At 43.1% G+C, this 18,465-nt stretch carries 17 protein-coding genes; 14 read left to right on the top strand and 3 right to left on the bottom strand.

The genetic code is table 11. From position 1 onward, the window contains the following. Positions 1-325: 325 nt before the first annotated feature. From htpG to BVC89_RS11280, 6 genes are all read left to right on the top strand, one after another. Entirely contained in the window at positions 326-2,257 is a 1,932-nt protein-coding gene (htpG, locus tag BVC89_RS11255; protein ID WP_086931277.1) for a molecular chaperone HtpG, read from the top strand. 335 nt (positions 2,258-2,592) lie between these two features. Then, the gene (locus tag BVC89_RS11260) at positions 2,593-3,612 is read left to right on the top strand and encodes an NAD(P)H-dependent glycerol-3-phosphate dehydrogenase (protein ID WP_086931278.1); all 1,020 of its coding nucleotides are present in this window, start codon (positions 2,593-2,595) and stop codon (positions 3,610-3,612) included. After that, positions 3,612-3,974, top strand: coding sequence for a DUF4389 domain-containing protein (locus tag BVC89_RS11265; RefSeq protein WP_086931279.1), 363 nt, complete (start codon positions 3,612-3,614; stop codon positions 3,972-3,974). The genes BVC89_RS11260 and BVC89_RS11265 overlap by 1 nt, the downstream gene beginning before the upstream one ends. Positions 3,975-4,103: 129 nt before the next feature. Further along, entirely contained in the window at positions 4,104-4,574 is a 471-nt protein-coding gene (gene sixA / locus BVC89_RS11270; RefSeq protein ID WP_086931280.1) for a phosphohistidine phosphatase SixA, read from the top strand. A 156-nt stretch (positions 4,575-4,730) separates the two neighbouring features. Further along, complete coding sequence (locus tag BVC89_RS11275) at positions 4,731-5,576, top strand: alpha/beta hydrolase (RefSeq protein WP_158657882.1); 846 nt, start codon at positions 4,731-4,733, stop codon at positions 5,574-5,576. After that, positions 5,557-6,459: a DUF4892 domain-containing protein gene (locus tag BVC89_RS11280; RefSeq protein WP_086931282.1), complete on the top strand. Its 903-nt coding sequence runs from the start codon at positions 5,557-5,559 to the stop codon at positions 6,457-6,459. The genes BVC89_RS11275 and BVC89_RS11280 overlap by 20 nt, the downstream gene beginning before the upstream one ends. 15 nt (positions 6,460-6,474) lie before the next feature. Here the strand turns inward: BVC89_RS11280 and folE are convergent, their stop codons facing one another. Next, positions 6,475-7,014: a GTP cyclohydrolase I FolE gene (gene folE / locus BVC89_RS11285; RefSeq protein ID WP_086931283.1), complete on the bottom strand. Its 540-nt coding sequence runs from the start codon at positions 7,012-7,014 to the stop codon at positions 6,475-6,477. 217 nt (positions 7,015-7,231) lie between these two features. Here folE and prmB point away from each other — a divergent pair, with 217 nt between their 5' ends. The 4 genes from prmB to BVC89_RS11305 all read left to right on the top strand — a co-directional run bounded on the left by prmB (position 7,232) and on the right by BVC89_RS11305 (position 11,902). Further along, complete coding sequence (gene prmB / locus BVC89_RS11290; RefSeq protein WP_086934592.1) at positions 7,232-8,146, top strand: 50S ribosomal protein L3 N(5)-glutamine methyltransferase; 915 nt, start codon at positions 7,232-7,234, stop codon at positions 8,144-8,146. A gap of 76 nt (positions 8,147-8,222) precedes the next feature. Next, positions 8,223-9,308 (top strand): chorismate synthase, encoded by a 1,086-nt coding sequence (aroC, locus tag BVC89_RS11295; RefSeq protein WP_086931284.1) that lies wholly within the window; start codon positions 8,223-8,225, stop codon positions 9,306-9,308. 44 nt (positions 9,309-9,352) lie between these two features. Continuing rightward, positions 9,353-10,483 carry an MFS transporter gene (locus BVC89_RS11300; protein ID WP_086931285.1) on the top strand — a complete coding sequence of 377 codons (1,131 nt, stop codon included), beginning with the start codon at positions 9,353-9,355 and terminating at the stop codon, positions 10,481-10,483. Positions 10,484-10,900: 417 nt separating this feature from the next. After that, positions 10,901-11,902, top strand: a complete 1,002-nt coding sequence (locus tag BVC89_RS11305; protein ID WP_086931286.1) for a hypothetical protein — start codon at positions 10,901-10,903, stop codon at positions 11,900-11,902. Positions 11,903-12,016: 114 nt separating this feature from the next. On the opposite strand, the gene BVC89_RS11310 is transcribed toward BVC89_RS11305, so the two are convergent. Both BVC89_RS11310 and BVC89_RS11315 read right to left on the bottom strand, forming a co-directional pair. Then, positions 12,017-12,946, bottom strand: a complete 930-nt coding sequence (locus BVC89_RS11310; protein WP_086931287.1) for a porin family protein — start codon at positions 12,944-12,946, stop codon at positions 12,017-12,019. Between the two features lie 139 nt (positions 12,947-13,085). Next, positions 13,086-13,973, bottom strand: coding sequence for a LysR family transcriptional regulator (locus tag BVC89_RS11315; protein ID WP_086931288.1), 888 nt, complete (start codon positions 13,971-13,973; stop codon positions 13,086-13,088). Between the two features lie 133 nt (positions 13,974-14,106). Between BVC89_RS11315 and leuC the strand changes: the two genes are divergently transcribed. The 4 genes from leuC to asd are packed head-to-tail and all read left to right on the top strand — an operon-like array spanning position 14,107 to position 18,437. Beyond that, complete coding sequence (gene leuC / locus BVC89_RS11320; RefSeq protein WP_086931289.1) at positions 14,107-15,525, top strand: 3-isopropylmalate dehydratase large subunit; 1,419 nt, start codon at positions 14,107-14,109, stop codon at positions 15,523-15,525. A gap of 18 nt (positions 15,526-15,543) precedes the next feature. Beyond that, entirely contained in the window at positions 15,544-16,194 is a 651-nt protein-coding gene (leuD, locus tag BVC89_RS11325) for a 3-isopropylmalate dehydratase small subunit (RefSeq protein ID WP_086931290.1), read from the top strand. Positions 16,195-16,217: 23 nt separating this feature from the next. Next, on the top strand, positions 16,218-17,297 hold the full coding sequence (leuB, locus tag BVC89_RS11330) for a 3-isopropylmalate dehydrogenase (RefSeq protein WP_086931291.1): 1,080 nt from the start codon (positions 16,218-16,220) through the stop codon (positions 17,295-17,297). A gap of 33 nt (positions 17,298-17,330) precedes the next feature. Beyond that, a complete protein-coding gene (asd, locus tag BVC89_RS11335) occupies positions 17,331-18,437 on the top strand; it encodes an aspartate-semialdehyde dehydrogenase (protein WP_086931292.1) in 1,107 nt (368 codons plus the stop codon). Positions 18,438-18,465: the final 28 nt, after the last annotated feature.

An 18,465-nucleotide genomic window follows, 5' to 3' on the forward strand; every position in this document is an offset into this window, starting at 1 on the left:
TGATTAAATCGATAATTTCCTAGCTTTGTAGTAACTACCACCTGATTGGTTCGGTCATTTATCTACTGACGCTTGGCTATCTTAAAATATTGGCGCTCAGAGCAATGAAGTTGCATTGAACTCCATAATTCAGCTCGTTAGCTGCTGGATTTTGCTGTGTATTGGGATGTGTTTTTGTCTGTATTTTGATCTCTCACGTCTTATACCTTGAATTACCTTCAAGTGTCCCCATTTTTGCTCCAAGTATTTCAATGAACATCAGATTGATCGCTTTTTGATGGGATTTGCACCATAACATTCTTACTATCTAAAGGAGTCTTGCTTCATGAGCGTAGAGGCAGCTAAAGAAACTCGTGGTTTTGAAACTGAAGCCAAACAGCTTCTTCATTTAATGATTCACTCTCTTTACTCGAATAAAGAGATTTTCTTACGAGAATTGGTATCTAACGCGTCTGACGCTGCTGATAAACTTCGTTTCGAAGCGCTTAATAACGGAGCCCTCTACGAGGATGACCCAGAATTAAAAATTCGAATTGAGTTTGATAAAGAAGCCAAAACTGTTTCTATTAGTGACAACGGTATTGGTATGTCTCGTGATGAAGTTGTACAAAACCTAGGGACGATTGCTAAGTCGGGTACAGCACAATTTTTATCTAACTTATCTGGCGATCAGAAGAAAGACTCCCAATTAATCGGTCAGTTTGGTGTGGGTTTCTATTCGGCGTTTATTGTTGCTCAAAAAGTAGAAGTATTCACTCGTCGTGCTGGTGCTGAGGCTTCAGAAGGTGTTCACTGGGAGAGCCAAGGTGAAGCAGAGTACAGCATAGAGTCTTTGGAAAAGGCGGATCGCGGTACAAAAATTGTTCTTCACTTGAAAGAAGACCAAGAAGAGTTCGCGGATGGCTGGCGTCTGCGCTCGGTGATTAAGAAGTATTCTGATCATATTTCGCTTCCTATCGTGATGCTTAAAGATCAGCCTGCTGAACCTGAAAAAGCAGAGGGAGAAGAGGGCGCTGAAACGGAAGCAAAAGCACCAGAAGATGAAGTTGTAAATACAGCAACTGCGTTGTGGACGCGTTCTCGCTCTGATGTTAGCGAAGAAGAATATAAAGAGTTCTATAAACATATTTCTCACGATTACCAAGAACCCATGAAGTGGTCTCATAATCGTGTGGAAGGTAAACTTGATTACACAAGTTTGTTATACATTCCCGCTCGCGCACCGTTTGATTTATATAATCGTGACGCAGCACGTGGTCTAAAACTTTATGTACAGCGCACTTTTATTATGGATGATGCGGAGCAGTTTTTGCCGCTTTACCTGCGTTTTATAAAGGGTGTGGTCGATTCCAACGATCTATCTTTGAATGTTTCTCGTGAGATATTGCAAAAAGACCCTAATATCGACAGCATGCGCTCTGCTTTAACTAAGCGCGTTTTGGATACTCTTGAAAAGATTGCCAAAAATGATGCTGACAAGTATGCAGAATTTTGGAAAGAATTTGGTGAAGTACTAAAAGAAGGTCCTGCTGAAGACTTTGCTAATAAGGAAAAAATTGCTGGCTTATTCCGTTTCGCCTCTACCCATACAGGTGAAGACAAGCAAGACCAGTCATTGGCTGACTACGTTGCTCGCATGAAAGAGGAACAGAAAAAAATCTATTATGTGGTCGCCGAGAACTTTAATACGGCTAAAAATAGCCCTCACCTTGAAGTCTTCCAGAAGAAAGGGGTAGAAGTATTATTGTTGTCTGATCGTGTGGATGAATGGCTGATGGGCCACCTTACCGAATTCGATGGAAAACCCTTCCAGGATGTGGGTAAGGGCGCTTTGGATCTAGGTGATCTGGACACAGAAGAAGAGAAAAAAGAGCAAGAAAAAATCGAAGAGCAATACAAAGATTTTGTGGCTCGTATTAAGGAAGTCCTTAAAGAAGACGTAGAGGACGTGCGAGTCACTCATCGCTTAACCGACTCCCCAGCGTGTTTGGTGGTAGGTGAGAACGATATGGGAGCTCAGATGCGTCGCATGCTGGAGCAAGCTGGCCAGGCAATGCCTGCATCTAAACCAACAATTGAAATCAATCCTGAGCATCCTCTGCTTCAGAAGATTGATCAAGAACCAGATGAAGATCGTTTCGCCGAGCTCACGAAAGTGATCTACGATCAAGCGAGTTTGGCCGAGGGCGGTACATTAAAAGATCCTGCTGCTTATGTACGTCGCTTAAATAAACTTCTTTTGGAAATGAGCGCCTAGAATTTTAGGCTGTTTTACCCTGAAAAAATGCACTCTGCATTTTTTCAGGTGTGTTTTTTCAACAATCTCCCCTCAATAACGTACACGTTTAAATAACCGTTAGCACCGGCAATAATATTACTTCACAAAGCTTTATTGCTGCCTCGTGTTCTTGTGCTTAGCGTCAATCCTAATCAGAGTTTGTACATGTAATTATCCGGTAATGCGTACACTCTTTATTGAGCTTTTACTGTAAGAATATATTTAAGCTACTCTTCTCTCCAAGGCTAATTTTGCCTATCATTAGTTCACTGTTTCTATCCGAACAATAAAAACATTCAACAAAAAGGCACTTTATGACCGATTCTCACACGGTAACGGTACTGGGGGGAGGCAGTTTCGGCACTGCAATTGCCAGTATTATTTCAGCTAATGGCCATAACACTTTTCTATGGATGCGTGATATTGAACGTGCCAAACGTTGTCAACAGATACGAGAAAACCCGGAATATTTACCCGGCTTTATTTTTCACGAAAATTTAACAATAAGCAGTGATATGGGGGCATGCGTTGAGCAAAGCGATGTGGTTGTTATTTCTGTGCCCAGTAAATCTTTTCGTGAAGTCACCCGTTCAGCACGAGATTTTATCCGCCCTGGCAGTATTGTTTTAAGTACTACCAAGGGAGTGGAAGCGGATACTTTTTTTCTCATGAGCCAGATTTTGGAACAGGAGTTAAAAGATGTGCGTATTGGTGTAATCAGCGGCCCCAATTTCGCTAAAGAAATCATTGCTAAACATTATACTGGCTGTGTGGTTGCCAGTGATGATACCGAGGTTTGTAGTAGTGTGCAGCGGGTTTTCTCCTCTGAAACTTTTCGTATTTACCGCAATTCTGATCGTTTTGGCGTGGAGCTGGGCGGCACGTTGAAAAACATCTACGCCATTGTCACAGGTATGGCGACAGCCTTGGGCGTTGGTCAAAATACAATTGCCATGTTATTAACGCGAAGCCTGGCTGAGATGGGGCGTTTTGCTCGGGAGTTAGGTGCAGACTCAATGACTTTTCTCGGTTTAGCCGGGGTCGGCGATCTGATATTGACCTGTACGTCTAACTTAAGCCGTAATTATCGTGTAGGCTATGCCATAGGTGAGGGCCGTAGACTAGAAGAAGTCCTAGAAGAGATCGGACAAGTGGTTGAAGGCGTAAACACCTTAAAAATAGTAAAACAAAAAGCAGATGAAATGAACATATACATGCCTTTAGTACAGGGCTTGTATGCTATTTTATTCGATGGCCAGGATATTATGTCTGTTGTCCGAGGTCTCATGACAGGAGAAATGGCAAGCGATGTCGATCTTCAAGGGGGCGTATAGTGGATAATCAACTTAAATCGAATTTGACTTCAAGTAAGCACTGGCTAAGATTTTTATACATGGTGTTCTTCATCGTTTGCCTGAGCGCGGCAAGATTTGTCATGTGGATACTTGTTTGTTTGCAGTTCTTCGTTGCTTTGGTTAACGGTGTGGACAACCCAAATCTACGTCGCTTCGGTGAAACGCTATGCGAGTATATTTACCAAGCATTAAGGTTTTTAACCTATAACTCTGACGAAAAACCATTTCCATTTGCTGATTGGCCGCAACCAAAGGAGGATCAACCCCTTGAAGGTGAGGTTGAAGTTGCGAGACCTGAGCCTGCTGAGGACAGGGCAAACAACGAAGATGACGTGAAATAAGCCATAACACAACGAATTTATTTGTTACTTAAGTGAATTTTATCCTTTATGAAAGTGAACAAGTTAAGTTCTGTAGGTAGGGCTTTATTCCGATACTAAATATAACAGGCTCCAATTGAGGTTTCTTTTATGCAATTATTCATTCTGCGTCATGGAGAGGCTGTATCTGAAGCGCCTAAAGACAGTTTAAGGGAGTTATCAGCCCTTGGACGACAAGAAGTGGCAGCGGCAGTTAATGCAGATAAAGCGTATTTAGATTCAGTTGACTATCTCATTGTAAGCCCTTATCTAAGAGCACAACAGACGGCAAAAATAGTCGCTAAGAGGCTTGAGGGTATTACTTGCCACAATAGTGATTTGCTAGTGCCAAGCGGCGACCCTGATCAAGTTATTAAGATGCTATACACCCTGTTCCATGAACGTAATGTTAATACTATTATGTTGGTTGGGCACCAGCCTTTATTGGGTACATTACTGGATCAATTGTGTGCGCTAGAAACAGGAAAACATCGACTTGCAACGGCCTCGTTAGCTGCTGTTAACGTCGAAGTGATGGCTAAAGGGTGTTGTCAGTTACAGTGGCTGCATCATACTACTTGATCATGAATCTTAGTGTAAAGTGTAAGCTCGGCAGATAAATAGCTAAATTAAGAGCCTGTAAATAATACTAGAAACTGTTTTAGAGCTTGTGACTAGTTACTTGTCACTCAAAAATAAATAAATCGGCAGTTTTAAAAAAATAATGAAGAGATGTTAATGCGAGAATGTAGTTTTGAGTTGGATGGTGTCACCCTTAAAGGCAAGCGTTGGGGTGAAGAGGGTAAATTACCCGTTATTGCTTTACATGGCTGGTTGGATAATTGTGCCAGCTTTGATTTTCTGGCGCCGCTGTTAAATGATGTGGATTTGGTGACTATCGATCTGGCGGGTCAAGGCCAGAGTGATCATCGATCTCATTCTGGAGCTTATAATATCTGGCTGGATATTATGGAAATCATTATGCTTGCGGATCAGCTAAAATGGGAGAAATTCGCACTGCTCGGGCATTCTCGTGGTGGCATGATTGCAACGTTAACCGCCGGCACATTCCCCGATCGCGTCTCCCATCTGGCCCTGATTGAAAGCTTTGCGCCACAATTTGTCGAAGCAAAAGAAGCGCCTATACAAATGGCGGCAGCGATTAATGCTTTAATTGGAATACGCGATAAAAACCGCAGCGAGTTTAATAGTTTTGATGATGCGGTCAAAGCCCGTGAACAAGGTTTTTTAAAACTGGTTCATCAAGATGCCTTAGTACTGGCTAAACGAGGTGTTATTGAACGCGAGGGCAAGTATATGTGGAATAACGATATTAAACTCAATGCTCCTTCGGAAATTAAATTTACCCTAGAACAGGCGAGAGCTTTTACAGATCGTATTACTATCCCTATAGAATTAATTATCGCTAAAGATGGATTGATGGAGGATTTCCCTCAAGCAAAGTCTTTTATTGATGAGACGCAAAATATAAAAATTCATTACTTATCGGGAGATCACCATCTACATATGTCACATCAATGTCAGCAAGTGGCCGATATCTATAATGACTATTTTTCGCGCTAGTATTCTCTCTGTTGTTATTTTATCAGCCTCCGCTTTCGCGCAAGATTCAGAGTCTCTATTTGCTAATATATCCGCTTTTGAAAATAGGCAAGAAATATCTAGCCTGTACCCTTTAACTCTGAGCGCTCTAAAAAAAATTAATGGCCAGTGGCAGGCAGAGTACCAACAATCGGTACTAGGTGATGTGCGCAGACTCACCTATGAGCTAAAACGGCCTTACACTTTGAGGTCTGCTTGGGATCGGGTTCAACAGTATTTTTCTAAGCGTGGAGATCAGTTGATTTTTGAATGCACAGGCTTAAGCTGCGGTAGCAGTAATGCTTGGGCGAATGAACATTTTGCAGTTAAACAACTTTATGGTTTAGATCTATCTCAGCATTATCAAGTGTGGAAAAGCAATCGCGAAAAAGATAATGTTATTGAAATTATATATTTGGTTGAACGGGGCAATCGACGTGTTTACTTACAGCGAGATACTCTGAAGCCGCAGGACTTCCCCACATCCCTCGTTCCCAGTGCTGCTGTTCTGGCGAAATATTTTTATCGTGACCGAGAAATAATGCTAGCAGGTATCAGTTTTAACAATGATCAGATTAATATTGACTCAAATGGTTTGCGACCATTTGTACGCGCTTTTAATCAACAGCCTTTTCGGCCTTTAGAAATTGTTGTTTACGACGATGTGAAAGATGTCTCTGATAACAAACGTGCGCTTGATTATGCACAATCGGTTGCTGCTGCATTGATAAAACTTGGTATCCAAAAGGGACGTATACGGCTTAAAGGTATTGCAGGAGAGCCATCACAAAACCAACATCATTCAGTTCAACAACACGAACAAGCTGGAAAAAAGGTGATGGTCAAACTCCCGTCAGGTAAATAGCTGTCTAATAAATCCCTACCTAATGAGTGATAAAAACTCAGATCTGGTGGTCGCGTTCTCGCGGAAAACTCCCAACATCGCCGATGTTCTCATGGATGAGTTTTGTTTTTCTACACCCCGCATCATCATACACAAGTGTTTGGCTTCTATAATCACCGCGACCCCGGTTGCATTAGTCACTTCAAAAATTGTTTGTGCAATTTGTGAACTCAATTGTTCTTGAATTTGTAAGCGTCGTGAATACATATCAACGATGCGGGCAATTTTCGAAAGACCTAATACTTTGCCACTTGGGATGTAACCCACGTGAGCTTTACCAATAAACGGCAGCATGTGGTGCTCGCACATCGAAAAAAGCTCAATATCTTTGACGATTACCATATCGTTTGAATCTGAAGGAAAGAGAGCGCCGTTAACTACCTCTTCGACAGTTTGGTGATAACCTTTGGTGAGAAACTCAAAGGCTTTGGCCGCTCTGTCAGGGGTGTCTACTAAACCGGGTCGGTCTAAGTCTTCACCAACGGTCTCGATAATTTTTGCAAAAAGTTCTTTCATTGTCTTTCCTATCAATGTTCCAATATGCACGACATTTACATGCTATTTATTGGCATAATGATCATGAGCTTAAGAGAGAAAATAAATGGCACTTTCATCCTAAGCTAAGTTGTTAACATACCCCTATACATCTGTGGGTACATCTGCGTATTCTTATTATGCTGTGAAGCAAAAAGGCGCTAGAATAGCCGCCTTTTTTAACTTTTGCCAAAACTTTATGAACAACCTTGTCGATTTTCACGATTCAGATGCTCGTTTCCTAAACACCGTACTCGATTGGGTGAGGTGGGGTTCCAGTCAATTTTCTGAAGCGGGCTTATATTTTGGCCATGGTACTCAAACTTCGTGGGACGAAGCCCTTTACTTAGTATGTTGGTGTATTGATCAGCCTTGGGATGCCTTTGATAAAATACAACATGCTGCGTTGACTGCCACTGAAAAAGAAAAGATTTACCGTCTTTATATGCGTCGCATTGGTGAGCGTGTGCCAGCACCTTATTTAACCGGTGTTGCCTGGTTTGCAGGCCTCCCTTATAAAGTTACGCCTGACGTTTTAGTGCCACGATCGCCCATTGCTGAACTTATTCTCAATAGCTTCGAGCCTTGGCTCGACAATCCCCCTCATACAATATTGGACCTTTGTACGGGCAGTGCTTGTATTGGGATTACTTGTGCCCACCAATTTGGACAAGCCTCAGTTGATGTCAGTGATATATCCGAGCCTGCTCTTAATGTGGCGCATAAAAATGTTGAATTTCATCAAGTGCAAGATCGTGTAAATATTGTGCACTCTGATGGTTTCGAAAATTTGCAAGGCAGATCATATGACTTAATCGTTTCCAATCCTCCTTATGTGGATGATGATGATTTCGCCTCAATGCCAAAAGAATATCATGCGGAGCCAAAGCTCGGGCTGACATCGGGAGCTGATGGACTGGATTTTACTCGGCGTCTGCTTAAAGAAGCCGCTTTGTTTCTCAATGATGGAGGCCTGTTAGTTGTGGAAGTGGGCAATAGTTATGTCGCCTTAGAAGCGGCTTATCCAAATGTACCTTTCACATGGCCAGATCTAGAGCATGGAGGCCACGGTGTGTTTATTTTGACCAAGCAACAATTGCAACAATATTTTTAAAAAATATTTTTAATTGCGGGGCTTAATTTATGTCCCAGCTCAGTATTCTAAGATTAACTTAAGAAGATTAGATATTATGGCGGGAAATACTTTCGGTAAACTATTTACTATCACGACCTTTGGGGAAAGTCATGGCTTGGCATTAGGCTGTGTCATTGATGGTTGCCCACCGGGAATTGAATTGTCGGAAAAAGATCTGCAACGAGATTTAGATCGCCGTAAACCCGGTCAATCACGTTACACCACCCAGCGACGAGAAGCCGATGAAGTTAAAATTTTGTCTGGTGTGTTTGAGGGCAAGACCACAGGCACAAGTATTGGCTTGGTGATTGAAAATACGGACCAACGCTCCAAAGACTACTCTAAGATTAAAGACCAATTTCGCCCTGCACATGCCGATTACACCTATATGCACAAATATGGTATTCGTGATTATCGCGGTGGTGGTCGCTCTTCTGCGCGGGAAACCTCCATGCGTGTAGCGGCAGGAGCGGTGGCGAAGAAGGTTTTAAAAGAGACTTGGGGCATTGAAATACAAGGCTACCTATCGCAACTAGGGCCTATTGGTGTTGATACCGTAGATTTAAGTGAAGTTGAAAACAATCCATTTTTCTGCCCTGATCCAAGTAAGATTCCAGAAATGGAAAGTTATATGCAAGCTCTGACCAAAGAAGGCAATTCTGTCGGTGCTAAAATATCAGTGATTGCCAAGAATATGTTTCCCGGTTTGGGGGAGCCAGTGTTCGATCGTCTTGACGCTGATCTTGCCCATGCGCTTATGGGTATTAATGCGGTTAAGGGAGTAGAAATCGGTGACGGCTTTGACTGTGTCGCACAGAAGGGCACGGAACATCGCGATGAAATGACGCCAGAGGGCTTTCTTTCCAATCATGCCGGCGGTGTACTGGGGGGTATTTCTTCTGGCCAGGATTTGATTGCCCACATTGCTCTAAAGCCTACTTCTAGCATGAGATTGCCGGGTCGCAGTATCGATGTTGACGGCAATGCGGTAGAAGTGGTCACCACAGGACGCCATGACCCATGTGTTGGGATACGAGCCACGCCTATTGCAGAAGCCATGATGGCACTTGTGATTTTAGACCATGCTCTGCGGCACCGTGGACAAAATGCCGATGTTAAATGCTCGACACCAATTCTTTAATAGGTTTTTCTGAGCAGTTATGACCTAAGGGATGTAAATTTTTTATGCCGTATTGGCGTTTATCGGGGGTGTACTTTTCTTACTTTGCAGTGGTGGGTGCATTTTCTCCTTATTGGAGTCTCTATCTACAGGCGCTAAATTTTTCAGCCCAGCAAATAGGTGTGCTATCAGCTGTACCATTGCTTACTAAGTTGCTAGCACCGAATTTATGGAGCTGGTTTGCTGACGCTACAGGCCAGCGCCTAACTGTTATTCGCTATGGCTCCTTTGGCGCTTGCCTATTTTTTGTTGGGTTACTATTTCTCTACGACTATTCTAGCCTTATTGTATTGCTTGCGCTGTACAGTATCTTTTGGAATGCAGTGTTACCTCAGTTTGAAGCCATCACTCTAACTTATTTGCAAGATAAAGCGCATGAATATAGTAAAATTCGCGTTTGGGGATCGATTGGTTTTATTGTCACAGTGTTGCTGCTGGGAGTATTTTTTGAATATTTTAGTATTCAATGGCTACCGCATTTTATCCTGCTTTTTTTGATTGGAATTTTTATTTTTGCTTGCCTTCTTCCTCCTGAAGACAGGCAGCTTGAGCCTTCACGTATGGCGGATTTCCTCAAAATAATGATGGGGAAATATGTGCTTATTTTTTATTTTGTATTGTTTTTACTACAGTTTAGCCACGGTGTTTACTACGTATTTTACAGTATTTATCTGGAGTCTTATGGCTACAGTAAAACGCTTATTGGTGTACTTTGGACGATTGGTGTCGTCAGTGAAATTTACATTTTTATTAAAATGCCGGAAATATTCTCACGTTTTTCTCGTTTTCAGCTGTTGTCATGGAGCTTGTTTCTTACTGCCTTACGCTGGTGTCTGATGGCCCTATTCGCTTCTTCAGCGCCTATTATCGTGTTTGCTCAATTGCTGCATGCTTTTTCTTTTGGCGTTATGCACGCAGTCGCCATCGATTTCATTAAGACTACCTTTGGTGAAAGCTCCCATGGCCAAGCGCAAGCCTTCTATGCCGCCGTCACTTTTGGTGGTGGTGCATCCCTTGGAGCCTTCGTCAGTGGTTTGCTATGGCAATCCTCTCCTCAACTTACTTTTCTTGTGGCAGCTGGTGCGGCGTTTTTTTCTTGGTTATTAGCCATTGTATTTTTAAAAATGAGGCTGTAAATTAGTAACTACGGTAGTTTTAACGATTTATCTACCCTATATAATAACTTAATAATAATTAGCTCTAATAATTGAATAGATATAACTGTTTCTTCTTAATAATGCGTCGGTTCTGGTTAAGTTTCGTAAAGTGCGTGAACAAGTTACAACCAATTGGCAACTAAACTTACTCGACACCAGATACTTGGAAGCTTAGGCGCAAGGAAATAAACTTTCAGGAAGCTATTTAGAGAAAGCTACAAAAATAGTTATAAGGCAGCATAGATGGCAAAAGCTATAATCAAACTGAAGCCAGAGAGCTATACAAGCCAGGCAGACCAGGATAGCTACAAAAGCTGTAAATTGCCGCTGTAAATTACTATAGAAGCTGTAAATTAATAGGAAAGCTATAAAAGTGGAACAGAGGAAAGGTGGTTTATGATCAAATATCTTGTTTCTTCTCTTACCGTGGTAGTTGCTCTTACTCTGACTACCTATGCACCCAGTGCCAAATCCCAAAGCTCAGAGCAGTGTCCAGCGATTAATTGTGATTGTAATTCTTTACCCAATGTTCAATGGGCCTTAGTCTGCAATGCCCATGAAGATTTTATTAAAAATGCTTGTGTTGAGAATGGCAATACGCCAAAAGACTACTGTCTTGTTCACGGCTTAGATGGTAGACCTTTGCCTTTGACCATTAAATTTAGTGAGTTTGAGGTGGATGACTCCATTAATGTTAAGGAGTTAGATGAGAGAATTGATCGACTGGTCTTAAATATACAAGCAGGAATCAACGAAGCACGAGAAGACGTAGCCGAAAAAAAATATAAAAGAACACTGCAAATCTTGAAATTACAAGATTCTAATATCGACAATATCTTTCAGTTACAGCAACAAATAGATGCGTACTATATTGCTATTAATAAAGCCAAAAAAATGAGGCGCTCATGGAAGAAGTATTCTGAAAGCGCGGAACTTTACGCTGCCGGGTTTCGCGATCTAGGCATGGATTTGAGTGCTAATATCGAGCAGAGTCAAACAGATAAAGAAAGAGCAATTTTCTCTTTGTTGAGCCGTAAAGCTCTGCGTATTGCAGGCAAAGGTTTTGAACACAGTGGTCATGCCTATGCAAAATTCAATCAACATAGCAAGGCGGCGGAAGCCTGGAAAATAAGCTCAGATGTAGCCACTAGTTTGATTGAAATTAATAAGCTTAATACAAACGAATACAAAAATATTGAGTTCATTGAGTTCCAAGCGGCATCGCGTTTACATCGTTCAAGCTTGCATTGGTTGATAGATGGTAATATTGAGAAGTCCATTGCCGATCTGAGAGAGTCGCAGCTATTTGTTAACCGAGACGGTCAGCAGAACTTAGAGTCACTGGTAAGCAATATTGAAGAAGACTTGCAAGAAGATGGTATTCTCACTGGTCGATAACAGACTAACATGGGTAAATTAGAATTTTACTTTTGTCATGGGATAGTATTGCGGTATCAATTTAATCACCTAGCAGCAAAAAGTACTGTTAGAGTTAAAGGCTTTTAAAGAGTATTAAAAAGATATCGCAAAGCCTAGAAAAGGCCCCTGAATTTTAAGTCGTGATTCTAAGCCGCCTAAATCAGAAGACATAATTTTTAATTTTTTATACCCTAAATCAATTCTGTAATTCAGCATCCCTGCATCTATATAGTAAGAAAATTTCACTTCTTGATCACTAAAATGATCATTGCCAGAATTTAAATAGTGGCTTTTGAATGCTGCATGTAAAGGTGTTGTTAATAGCTGAAATTGTAACTGGCTAAATAGCATTAAGGGACTTTCATCGATAGTGGCAATAGGTAAACTTGTTGCTTCTGTGTTGTTTTCTCCAGTTGTGCCATCACCATCAGTTGCGCCGCCATCTCCTGCATCACCACCTGTGCCAGTGTCGCCACCGTCGGTGCCGCCATCTGTTCCTCCATCCGTACTGCCACTTGTGCTATTGGCCGCTTGATCCACAATAGATATTTGGCCATCAAAGTTTCGCTGTGTGAGCCCAATGTCCAAATTAATCCATGAATTTAACAATGAATAATAAAAACTGTAATCCTGAAAACTGAGATCGATCACCGAGTTGACACTAGTGCCTGTCGCAAGGGTAGTGTTAACGAAGTTAATATCTTGTCCGAGTATGCTCTGTGCAGAAGTTTCAATATTAGCCTGGGTATAGATAAAGCGAGGGATAATAGGTAGGTTATGATGCAGCTCAAAAAAATAACTTTTTTGCTGTTGATCTGTAATGCCTAGCTGAAAAGGCGATAGTCGCGTTGCACTTATGCTTGCGCTATCACTGGTAATGTCTTCTGATTGCAGTCTCCCCTGTATATTGGGGTTCCAAACAATTGCTCCCATTCGAATGCCAAGCAACTCTTCACATAGGACTTTATTGGATAAGGCTTGTAGCATTAAAAATATATAAAACAGTGTAATCCTTTTATTCATGTCTCTTTGCCTGTGGACTCAGGGCGCCTTTAGGGCACCTCTAATTATATGTATAGCAAAGAGTTGAGTAGGACGTTCTGTTCTATGGGTGTATTTATTAAACCGGCGGCAGGAGCGATTCCATTAGTGTGAACAGGCCCTAGGAAGTATCTGTTTGTGTCGATGCATCTTGCAGTGCTTGTATAAAAGCTCTGGCAGCATTGCCCAAAGAGCGCTTTTGGTGGGTGACAATACCCAGCTGCCTTTCCAGTTTAATCTTGGGAATGTGCAGCACTGTCATATGCTCATCCACTAAAGTTTGCGGTAGAACACTCCAACCAAGTCCTACTGATACCATCATCTTTATGGTTTCGAGGTAATTAGTTGCCATATTAAGGGATATCGGTAAGTTCTTTTGGCTAAAGCAGGTTTTTACCATTCGCCCGGTAAAAGTATTAAGGTCGGGTAAGATTGCTGCTTCTTTACTTAGCTGCTGTAATGACAAGACAGGCTCCTTTGCCAAGGGATGTTCATTGGCTACTACAAAGCACAGCGGATCGCGCCAGAGTACGAGAGCTCGTAGTGGCTTTTCAAGTTTTGGATCTAGGGTCACTACCGCTAATTCGCAGTCCCCTTTAAGTACCCTCAGATGAGCCTGTTCAGAATCTAAAAACTCAAATTGTAAATTTACATTTTTGTATTGTGATGCAAAAGTTCGAAGTACCGGTGGCAGGTGATGTAGGCCTATGTGGTGGCTGGTCGCGACCTTAAGTGAACCAATGATTTCTCCGGAGCGTTCACGTATTTGACGCTCAGTATCCTCGATAGTTTGGAGAATTTTAAGTGCACTGGGCAACAGTGCTTGTCCGGCTGGTGTTAGAGCCACTTCCTTACCAAGGCGGTCAAATAGCGTATGGTTTAAATGGCCTTCTAAAGAGGCAATACGTTTACTGACGGCTGGCTGAGTAATAAATAAATTCTCAGCCGCAGAAGAGAAAGAGCCGGTGCGAGCCACATGAACAAAGGCTTTAAGTGATTCTATATCCATGGTTGCTGTTATAGTCTATTCTTTTTGGTTATGCAATTTATGAAAATAATGAATTTGAGTTATTTTCTAGAGATTTATACTATGCGCACATATAAGTGCGACAAAAATCCATGGCCAAGAGGAATTCACGCTAATGCCTGCTCTTACCCTATACGACAAACTATGGCGTCAACACATTGTTTCCCAGAGACAAGATGGTTCTGCCTTGATCTATATCGATCGCCATATCGTCCATGAGGTCACATCTCCTCAGGCCTTTGAAGGTTTGCGCTTAGCCGGACGTAAACCCTGGAGAGTCGATTCCATTGTCGCTACGCCTGACCATAATGTTCCGACAACGAGGAATGAGCGCAGTTCTGGTGTAGATGGTATTGAAGATCCTATTTCTAAAATTCAAGTACAGACTCTTGATGATAACTGCGACGATCTAGGCATTGTCGAGTTTAAGATCAACGATCCTCGCCAGGGGATTGTTCATGTAGTAGGGCCTGAGACTGGGGCGTGTTTGCCCGGTATGACGATTGTTTGCGGTGACTCCCACACTTCCACCAATGGTGCTTTGGGAGCACTGGCGTTTGGTATTGGTACTAGTGAGGTCGAGCATGTTCTGGCGACTCAGTGTGTGGTCAGTAAAAAAATGAAAAATATGCTGGTGAGAGTGGATGGACAGCTAGGGCAAGGCGTTACACCCAAAGATGTTGTGTTAGCGATTATCGGCAAGCTTGGTACCGCTGGCGGCACTGGTTACGCCATTGAATTTGGTGGTGATGTGATTCGCAACATGTCGATGGAAGGGCGCTTAACCGTTTGCAATATGGCGATAGAAGCTGGCGCCCGTGCGGGTATGGTAGCGGTTGATGACATTACTCTTGACTATGTCAAAGGGCGTCCATTTGCACCCAAAGGTGAGCAATGGCATGCCGCTGAGCAACATTGGCGCCACCTGCGCAGTGATGATGATGCTGTGTTCGATAGTGTTGTAGTGCTAAAAGGTGAAGAGATTGAGCCTCAAGTCACCTGGGGCACATCACCGGAAATGGTGGCTGCCATAGGAGCAAAAGTCCCTAATCCAGAAAACGAAGCTGACGATGTAAAAAGTCGCGCTATGCAAACGGCTCTGGACTATATGGGACTTAAGGCTGATCAAGCGATAGGAGATATTGCTGTTGATCGTGTATTCATCGGCTCTTGCACTAATTCCCGCATCGAGGATATTCGAGCAGCAGCACAAGTGATTAAAGGTAGGCATAAGGCCGATTCAGTTAAACAGGCCATCGTAGTGCCAGGTTCAGGGGAAGTAAAACGACAGGCAGAAAGTGAAGGTTTAGATAAGATTTTTACCGCAGCGGGTATTGAATGGCGCGAGCCTGGCTGTTCTATGTGCTTGGCGATGAATGCAGATAAGCTTGGGGACGGTGAACATTGCGCTTCTACATCTAATCGCAATTTTGAAGGGCGTCAGGGCTACGGTGGACGAACCCATTTGGTGAGTCCAGCTATGGCAGCAGCGGCAGCGATAGCTGGCAAGTTCGTCGATGTTAGACATTTTTAATTGATAGGAGATTCTGTGATGAAAAGCTTTTCTCAGCATACCGGCATAGTGGCACCAATGGATCGCGCTAATGTGGATACGGATCTAATTATTCCCAAACAGTTTCTTAAGTCTATTAAACGAACAGGCTTTGGCCCTAACTTATTTGATGAACTGCGTTACCTCGATAAAGGTGAGCCTGGGCAAGATAATTCGCAACGGCCACAGAACCCTGACTTTGTGCTTAACCATGAACGTTATCAAAACGCCAGTGTACTTCTGGCAAGAGAAAACTTTGGTTGCGGATCGAGCAGAGAACACGCACCTTGGGCCCTTGATGAATATGGCTTCCGGGTGGTTATTGCTCCCAGTTTTGCTGATATATTTTTCAACAATTGCTTTAAGAATGGACTTTTACCCATCGTATTAGATGAAAATGTTGTCAGCGAGCTATTTTCCAATACCTATTCTAATGTGGGCTACCAATTAACAGTCGATCTTAAGCAGCAGCAAGTAAACACCCCAGGAGGGGCATCTTACTCTTTTGACATTGATGAATTTCGTAAGCATTGTTTGCTCAATGGCTTGGACGATATCAGTCTGACTCTACAAGAGGCTGATAAAATTCGAGCATACGAAGAGAACTTAAAGGTACAATCGCCTTGGTTGTTTAATATGGTAACTCAATAATCATCGTAGATGGGGAAGTATTAGTGAGTAAGAAAATTGTTATCCTGCCTGGTGACGGCATTGGGCCCGAGATCATGCAAGAAGCTGTCAAGGTACTCAACGCAGTTGATAATAAGTACAAATTGGGTCTGAAATACGAGGAAGATTGTATTGGTGGTGCCGCTATTGATAAATACGGTGTTCCTTTAGCCAGCTCAACCTTAGACAAATGCCGTGCGGCAGATGCTGTTTTAATGGGGTCTGTGGGCGGGCCTAAATGGGATGCGTTGGACTCCAATATTCGTCCTGAAAAAGGTCTTCTAAAAATTCGCTATGAAATGGGACTTTTTTCTAATCTGCGTCCGGCTATCTTGTATCCGCAGCTGGCAGATGCCTCATCCCTTCGTCCGGAAGTAGTGGCAGGGCTAGACATCCTTATTGTCCGTGAGCTAACGGGCGGTATCTATTTCGGTGAGCCTCGCGGCATTCGACTATTAGAAAATGGTGAGCGCCAGGGCTATAACACTTACGTCTATGCTGAAAGTGAAATTGAGCGAATTGGCAGAAGTGCGTTTGAAATGGCGCGTAAGCGATCCAAGAAAATATGCTCTGTCGACAAGTCCAATGTACTGGAAGTGACCGTGCTATGGCGTGAAGTTATGCAGGCACTGGCTAAGGAATATCCTGATGTGGAGCTGACCCACATGTATGTTGATAACGCGGCGATGCAATTGGTGCGACAACCTAAACAATTTGATGTGATTGTTACTGGCAATATGTTTGGCGATATTTTATCCGATACTGGTGCCATGCTAACAGGCTCGATTGGCATGCTGCCATCGGCGAGCCTTGATCAAAATGGTAAAGGTTTATATGAGCCTGTGCATGGCTCAGCGCCTGATATAGCAGGCCAAGGTATTGCTAATCCCTTGGCGACTATTCTGTCGGCGGCAATGATGTTCCGTTATTCATTAGATCAAAGTGCTGTCGCTGATGATATTGAAGCGGCTGTAGGTAAAGTTCTCGATCAAGGGTATCGCAGTGCGGATATTTACTCGCCGGGTACAACTAAGGTCGGCACCTCGCAAATGGGCGATGCCGTAGTCGAAGCCTTAGGTGGGTAAGTTAATTTTTTTTCACGTTTGGGGGGTATTTAAATGAGAGTAGGTTTTGTCGGCTGGCGCGGTATGGTTGGCTCTGTTTTGATGGGAAGAATGCAGCAAGAGAATGATTTTGCTGATATTGACCCTATCTTTTTCACAACATCTAATGTTGGTGGTGAAGGGCCAAATATTGGTGTTGAGATTCCCACACTAAAAGACGCCTACGATCTGGAACAGTTGAAGACCCTAGATGCCATCGTGACTTGCCAAGGCGGCAGTTACACTAACGAGGTGTTTGCTCAACTGCGCAATGACGGCTGGAAGGGCTACTGGATCGACGCTGCCTCTTCGCTGAGAATGAAAGATGACGCGATTATTGTACTCGACCCGGTTAACGACAAAGTTATTCGTGAAGGTTTGCAAGCCGGCGTTAAAAATTATATCGGTGGTAATTGTACTGTTAGTTTGATGCTAATGGGGCTTGGAGGCCTGTTTAATGCCGGTTTGGTTGAGTGGGTGAGCGCTATGACCTATCAAGCTGCTAGTGGCTCTGGGGCTCAGCATATGCGCGAGTTACTTGTGCAAATGGGTGAGCTTAATGCCTGTGTTGCTCCGGAACTTGCGAGCCCCTCATCTGCGATACTTGATATTGATAGTAAAGTTGCTGCTGCGATGAGAGAGGGCTTGAGTATCGATAAATTTGGCGCGCCGCTGGCAGGTAGTTTGCTACCCTATATCGATAGTCAACTGGATAACGGCCAAAGCCGTGAGGAATGGAAAGGGGGAGTTGAAACCAACAAAATTCTTGGCAATAGTGATGCCGTAATTCCTATCGATGGTATTTGTGTGCGCGTCGGTTCCATGCGTTGTCACAGCCAAGCACTCACCTTAAAACTTACACAAAATGTGCCTATTGATGAGCTTAGCGACATTATCCAAAATGCTAACCAATGGGTGAACGTTGTGCCTAACGACCGCGATATTACCTTACAAGAACTGACTCCAACTAAGGTCACCGGTACGTTAGATATTCCGGTGGGACGTCTGCGTAAAATGCATATGGGAGAGCAATATCTGAGCGCGTTTACCGTGGGCGACCAACTTTTATGGGGGGCAGCCGAACCGCTTAGAAGAATGTTGAAAATTCTGCTGGAAAACTAGAGGTGTTTATCCCATATGGAGATTAATT

It is taken from the genome of Agarilytica rhodophyticola, from assembly GCF_002157225.2.
Classification (GTDB): Bacteria; Pseudomonadota; Gammaproteobacteria; order Pseudomonadales; family Cellvibrionaceae; genus Agarilytica; species Agarilytica rhodophyticola.

What these genes read in the sequence shown, in the direction of transcription:
- htpG (WP_086931277.1), top strand. Translation starts at nt 326, where the DNA reads ATGAGCGTAGAGGCAGCTAAAGAAACTCGTGGTTTTGAAACTGAAGCC.
- BVC89_RS11260 (WP_086931278.1), top strand. Translation starts at nt 2,593, where the DNA reads ATGACCGATTCTCACACGGTAACGGTACTGGGGGGAGGCAGTTTCGGC.
- sixA (WP_086931280.1), top strand. Translation starts at nt 4,104, where the DNA reads ATGCAATTATTCATTCTGCGTCATGGAGAGGCTGTATCTGAAGCGCCT.
- BVC89_RS11275 (WP_158657882.1), top strand. Translation starts at nt 4,731, where the DNA reads ATGCGAGAATGTAGTTTTGAGTTGGATGGTGTCACCCTTAAAGGCAAG.
- BVC89_RS11280 (WP_086931282.1), top strand. Translation starts at nt 5,557, where the DNA reads ATGACTATTTTTCGCGCTAGTATTCTCTCTGTTGTTATTTTATCAGCC.
- folE (WP_086931283.1), bottom strand. Translation starts at nt 7,014, where the DNA reads ATGAAAGAACTTTTTGCAAAAATTATCGAGACCGTTGGTGAAGACTTA.
- prmB (WP_086934592.1), top strand. Translation starts at nt 7,232, where the DNA reads ATGAACAACCTTGTCGATTTTCACGATTCAGATGCTCGTTTCCTAAAC.
- aroC (WP_086931284.1), top strand. Translation starts at nt 8,223, where the DNA reads ATGGCGGGAAATACTTTCGGTAAACTATTTACTATCACGACCTTTGGG.
- BVC89_RS11300 (WP_086931285.1), top strand. Translation starts at nt 9,353, where the DNA reads ATGCCGTATTGGCGTTTATCGGGGGTGTACTTTTCTTACTTTGCAGTG.
- BVC89_RS11305 (WP_086931286.1), top strand. Translation starts at nt 10,901, where the DNA reads ATGATCAAATATCTTGTTTCTTCTCTTACCGTGGTAGTTGCTCTTACT.
- BVC89_RS11310 (WP_086931287.1), bottom strand. Translation starts at nt 12,946, where the DNA reads ATGAATAAAAGGATTACACTGTTTTATATATTTTTAATGCTACAAGCC.
- BVC89_RS11315 (WP_086931288.1), bottom strand. Translation starts at nt 13,973, where the DNA reads ATGGATATAGAATCACTTAAAGCCTTTGTTCATGTGGCTCGCACCGGC.
- leuC (WP_086931289.1), top strand. Translation starts at nt 14,107, where the DNA reads ATGCCTGCTCTTACCCTATACGACAAACTATGGCGTCAACACATTGTT.
- leuD (WP_086931290.1), top strand. Translation starts at nt 15,544, where the DNA reads ATGAAAAGCTTTTCTCAGCATACCGGCATAGTGGCACCAATGGATCGC.
- asd (WP_086931292.1), top strand. Translation starts at nt 17,331, where the DNA reads ATGAGAGTAGGTTTTGTCGGCTGGCGCGGTATGGTTGGCTCTGTTTTG.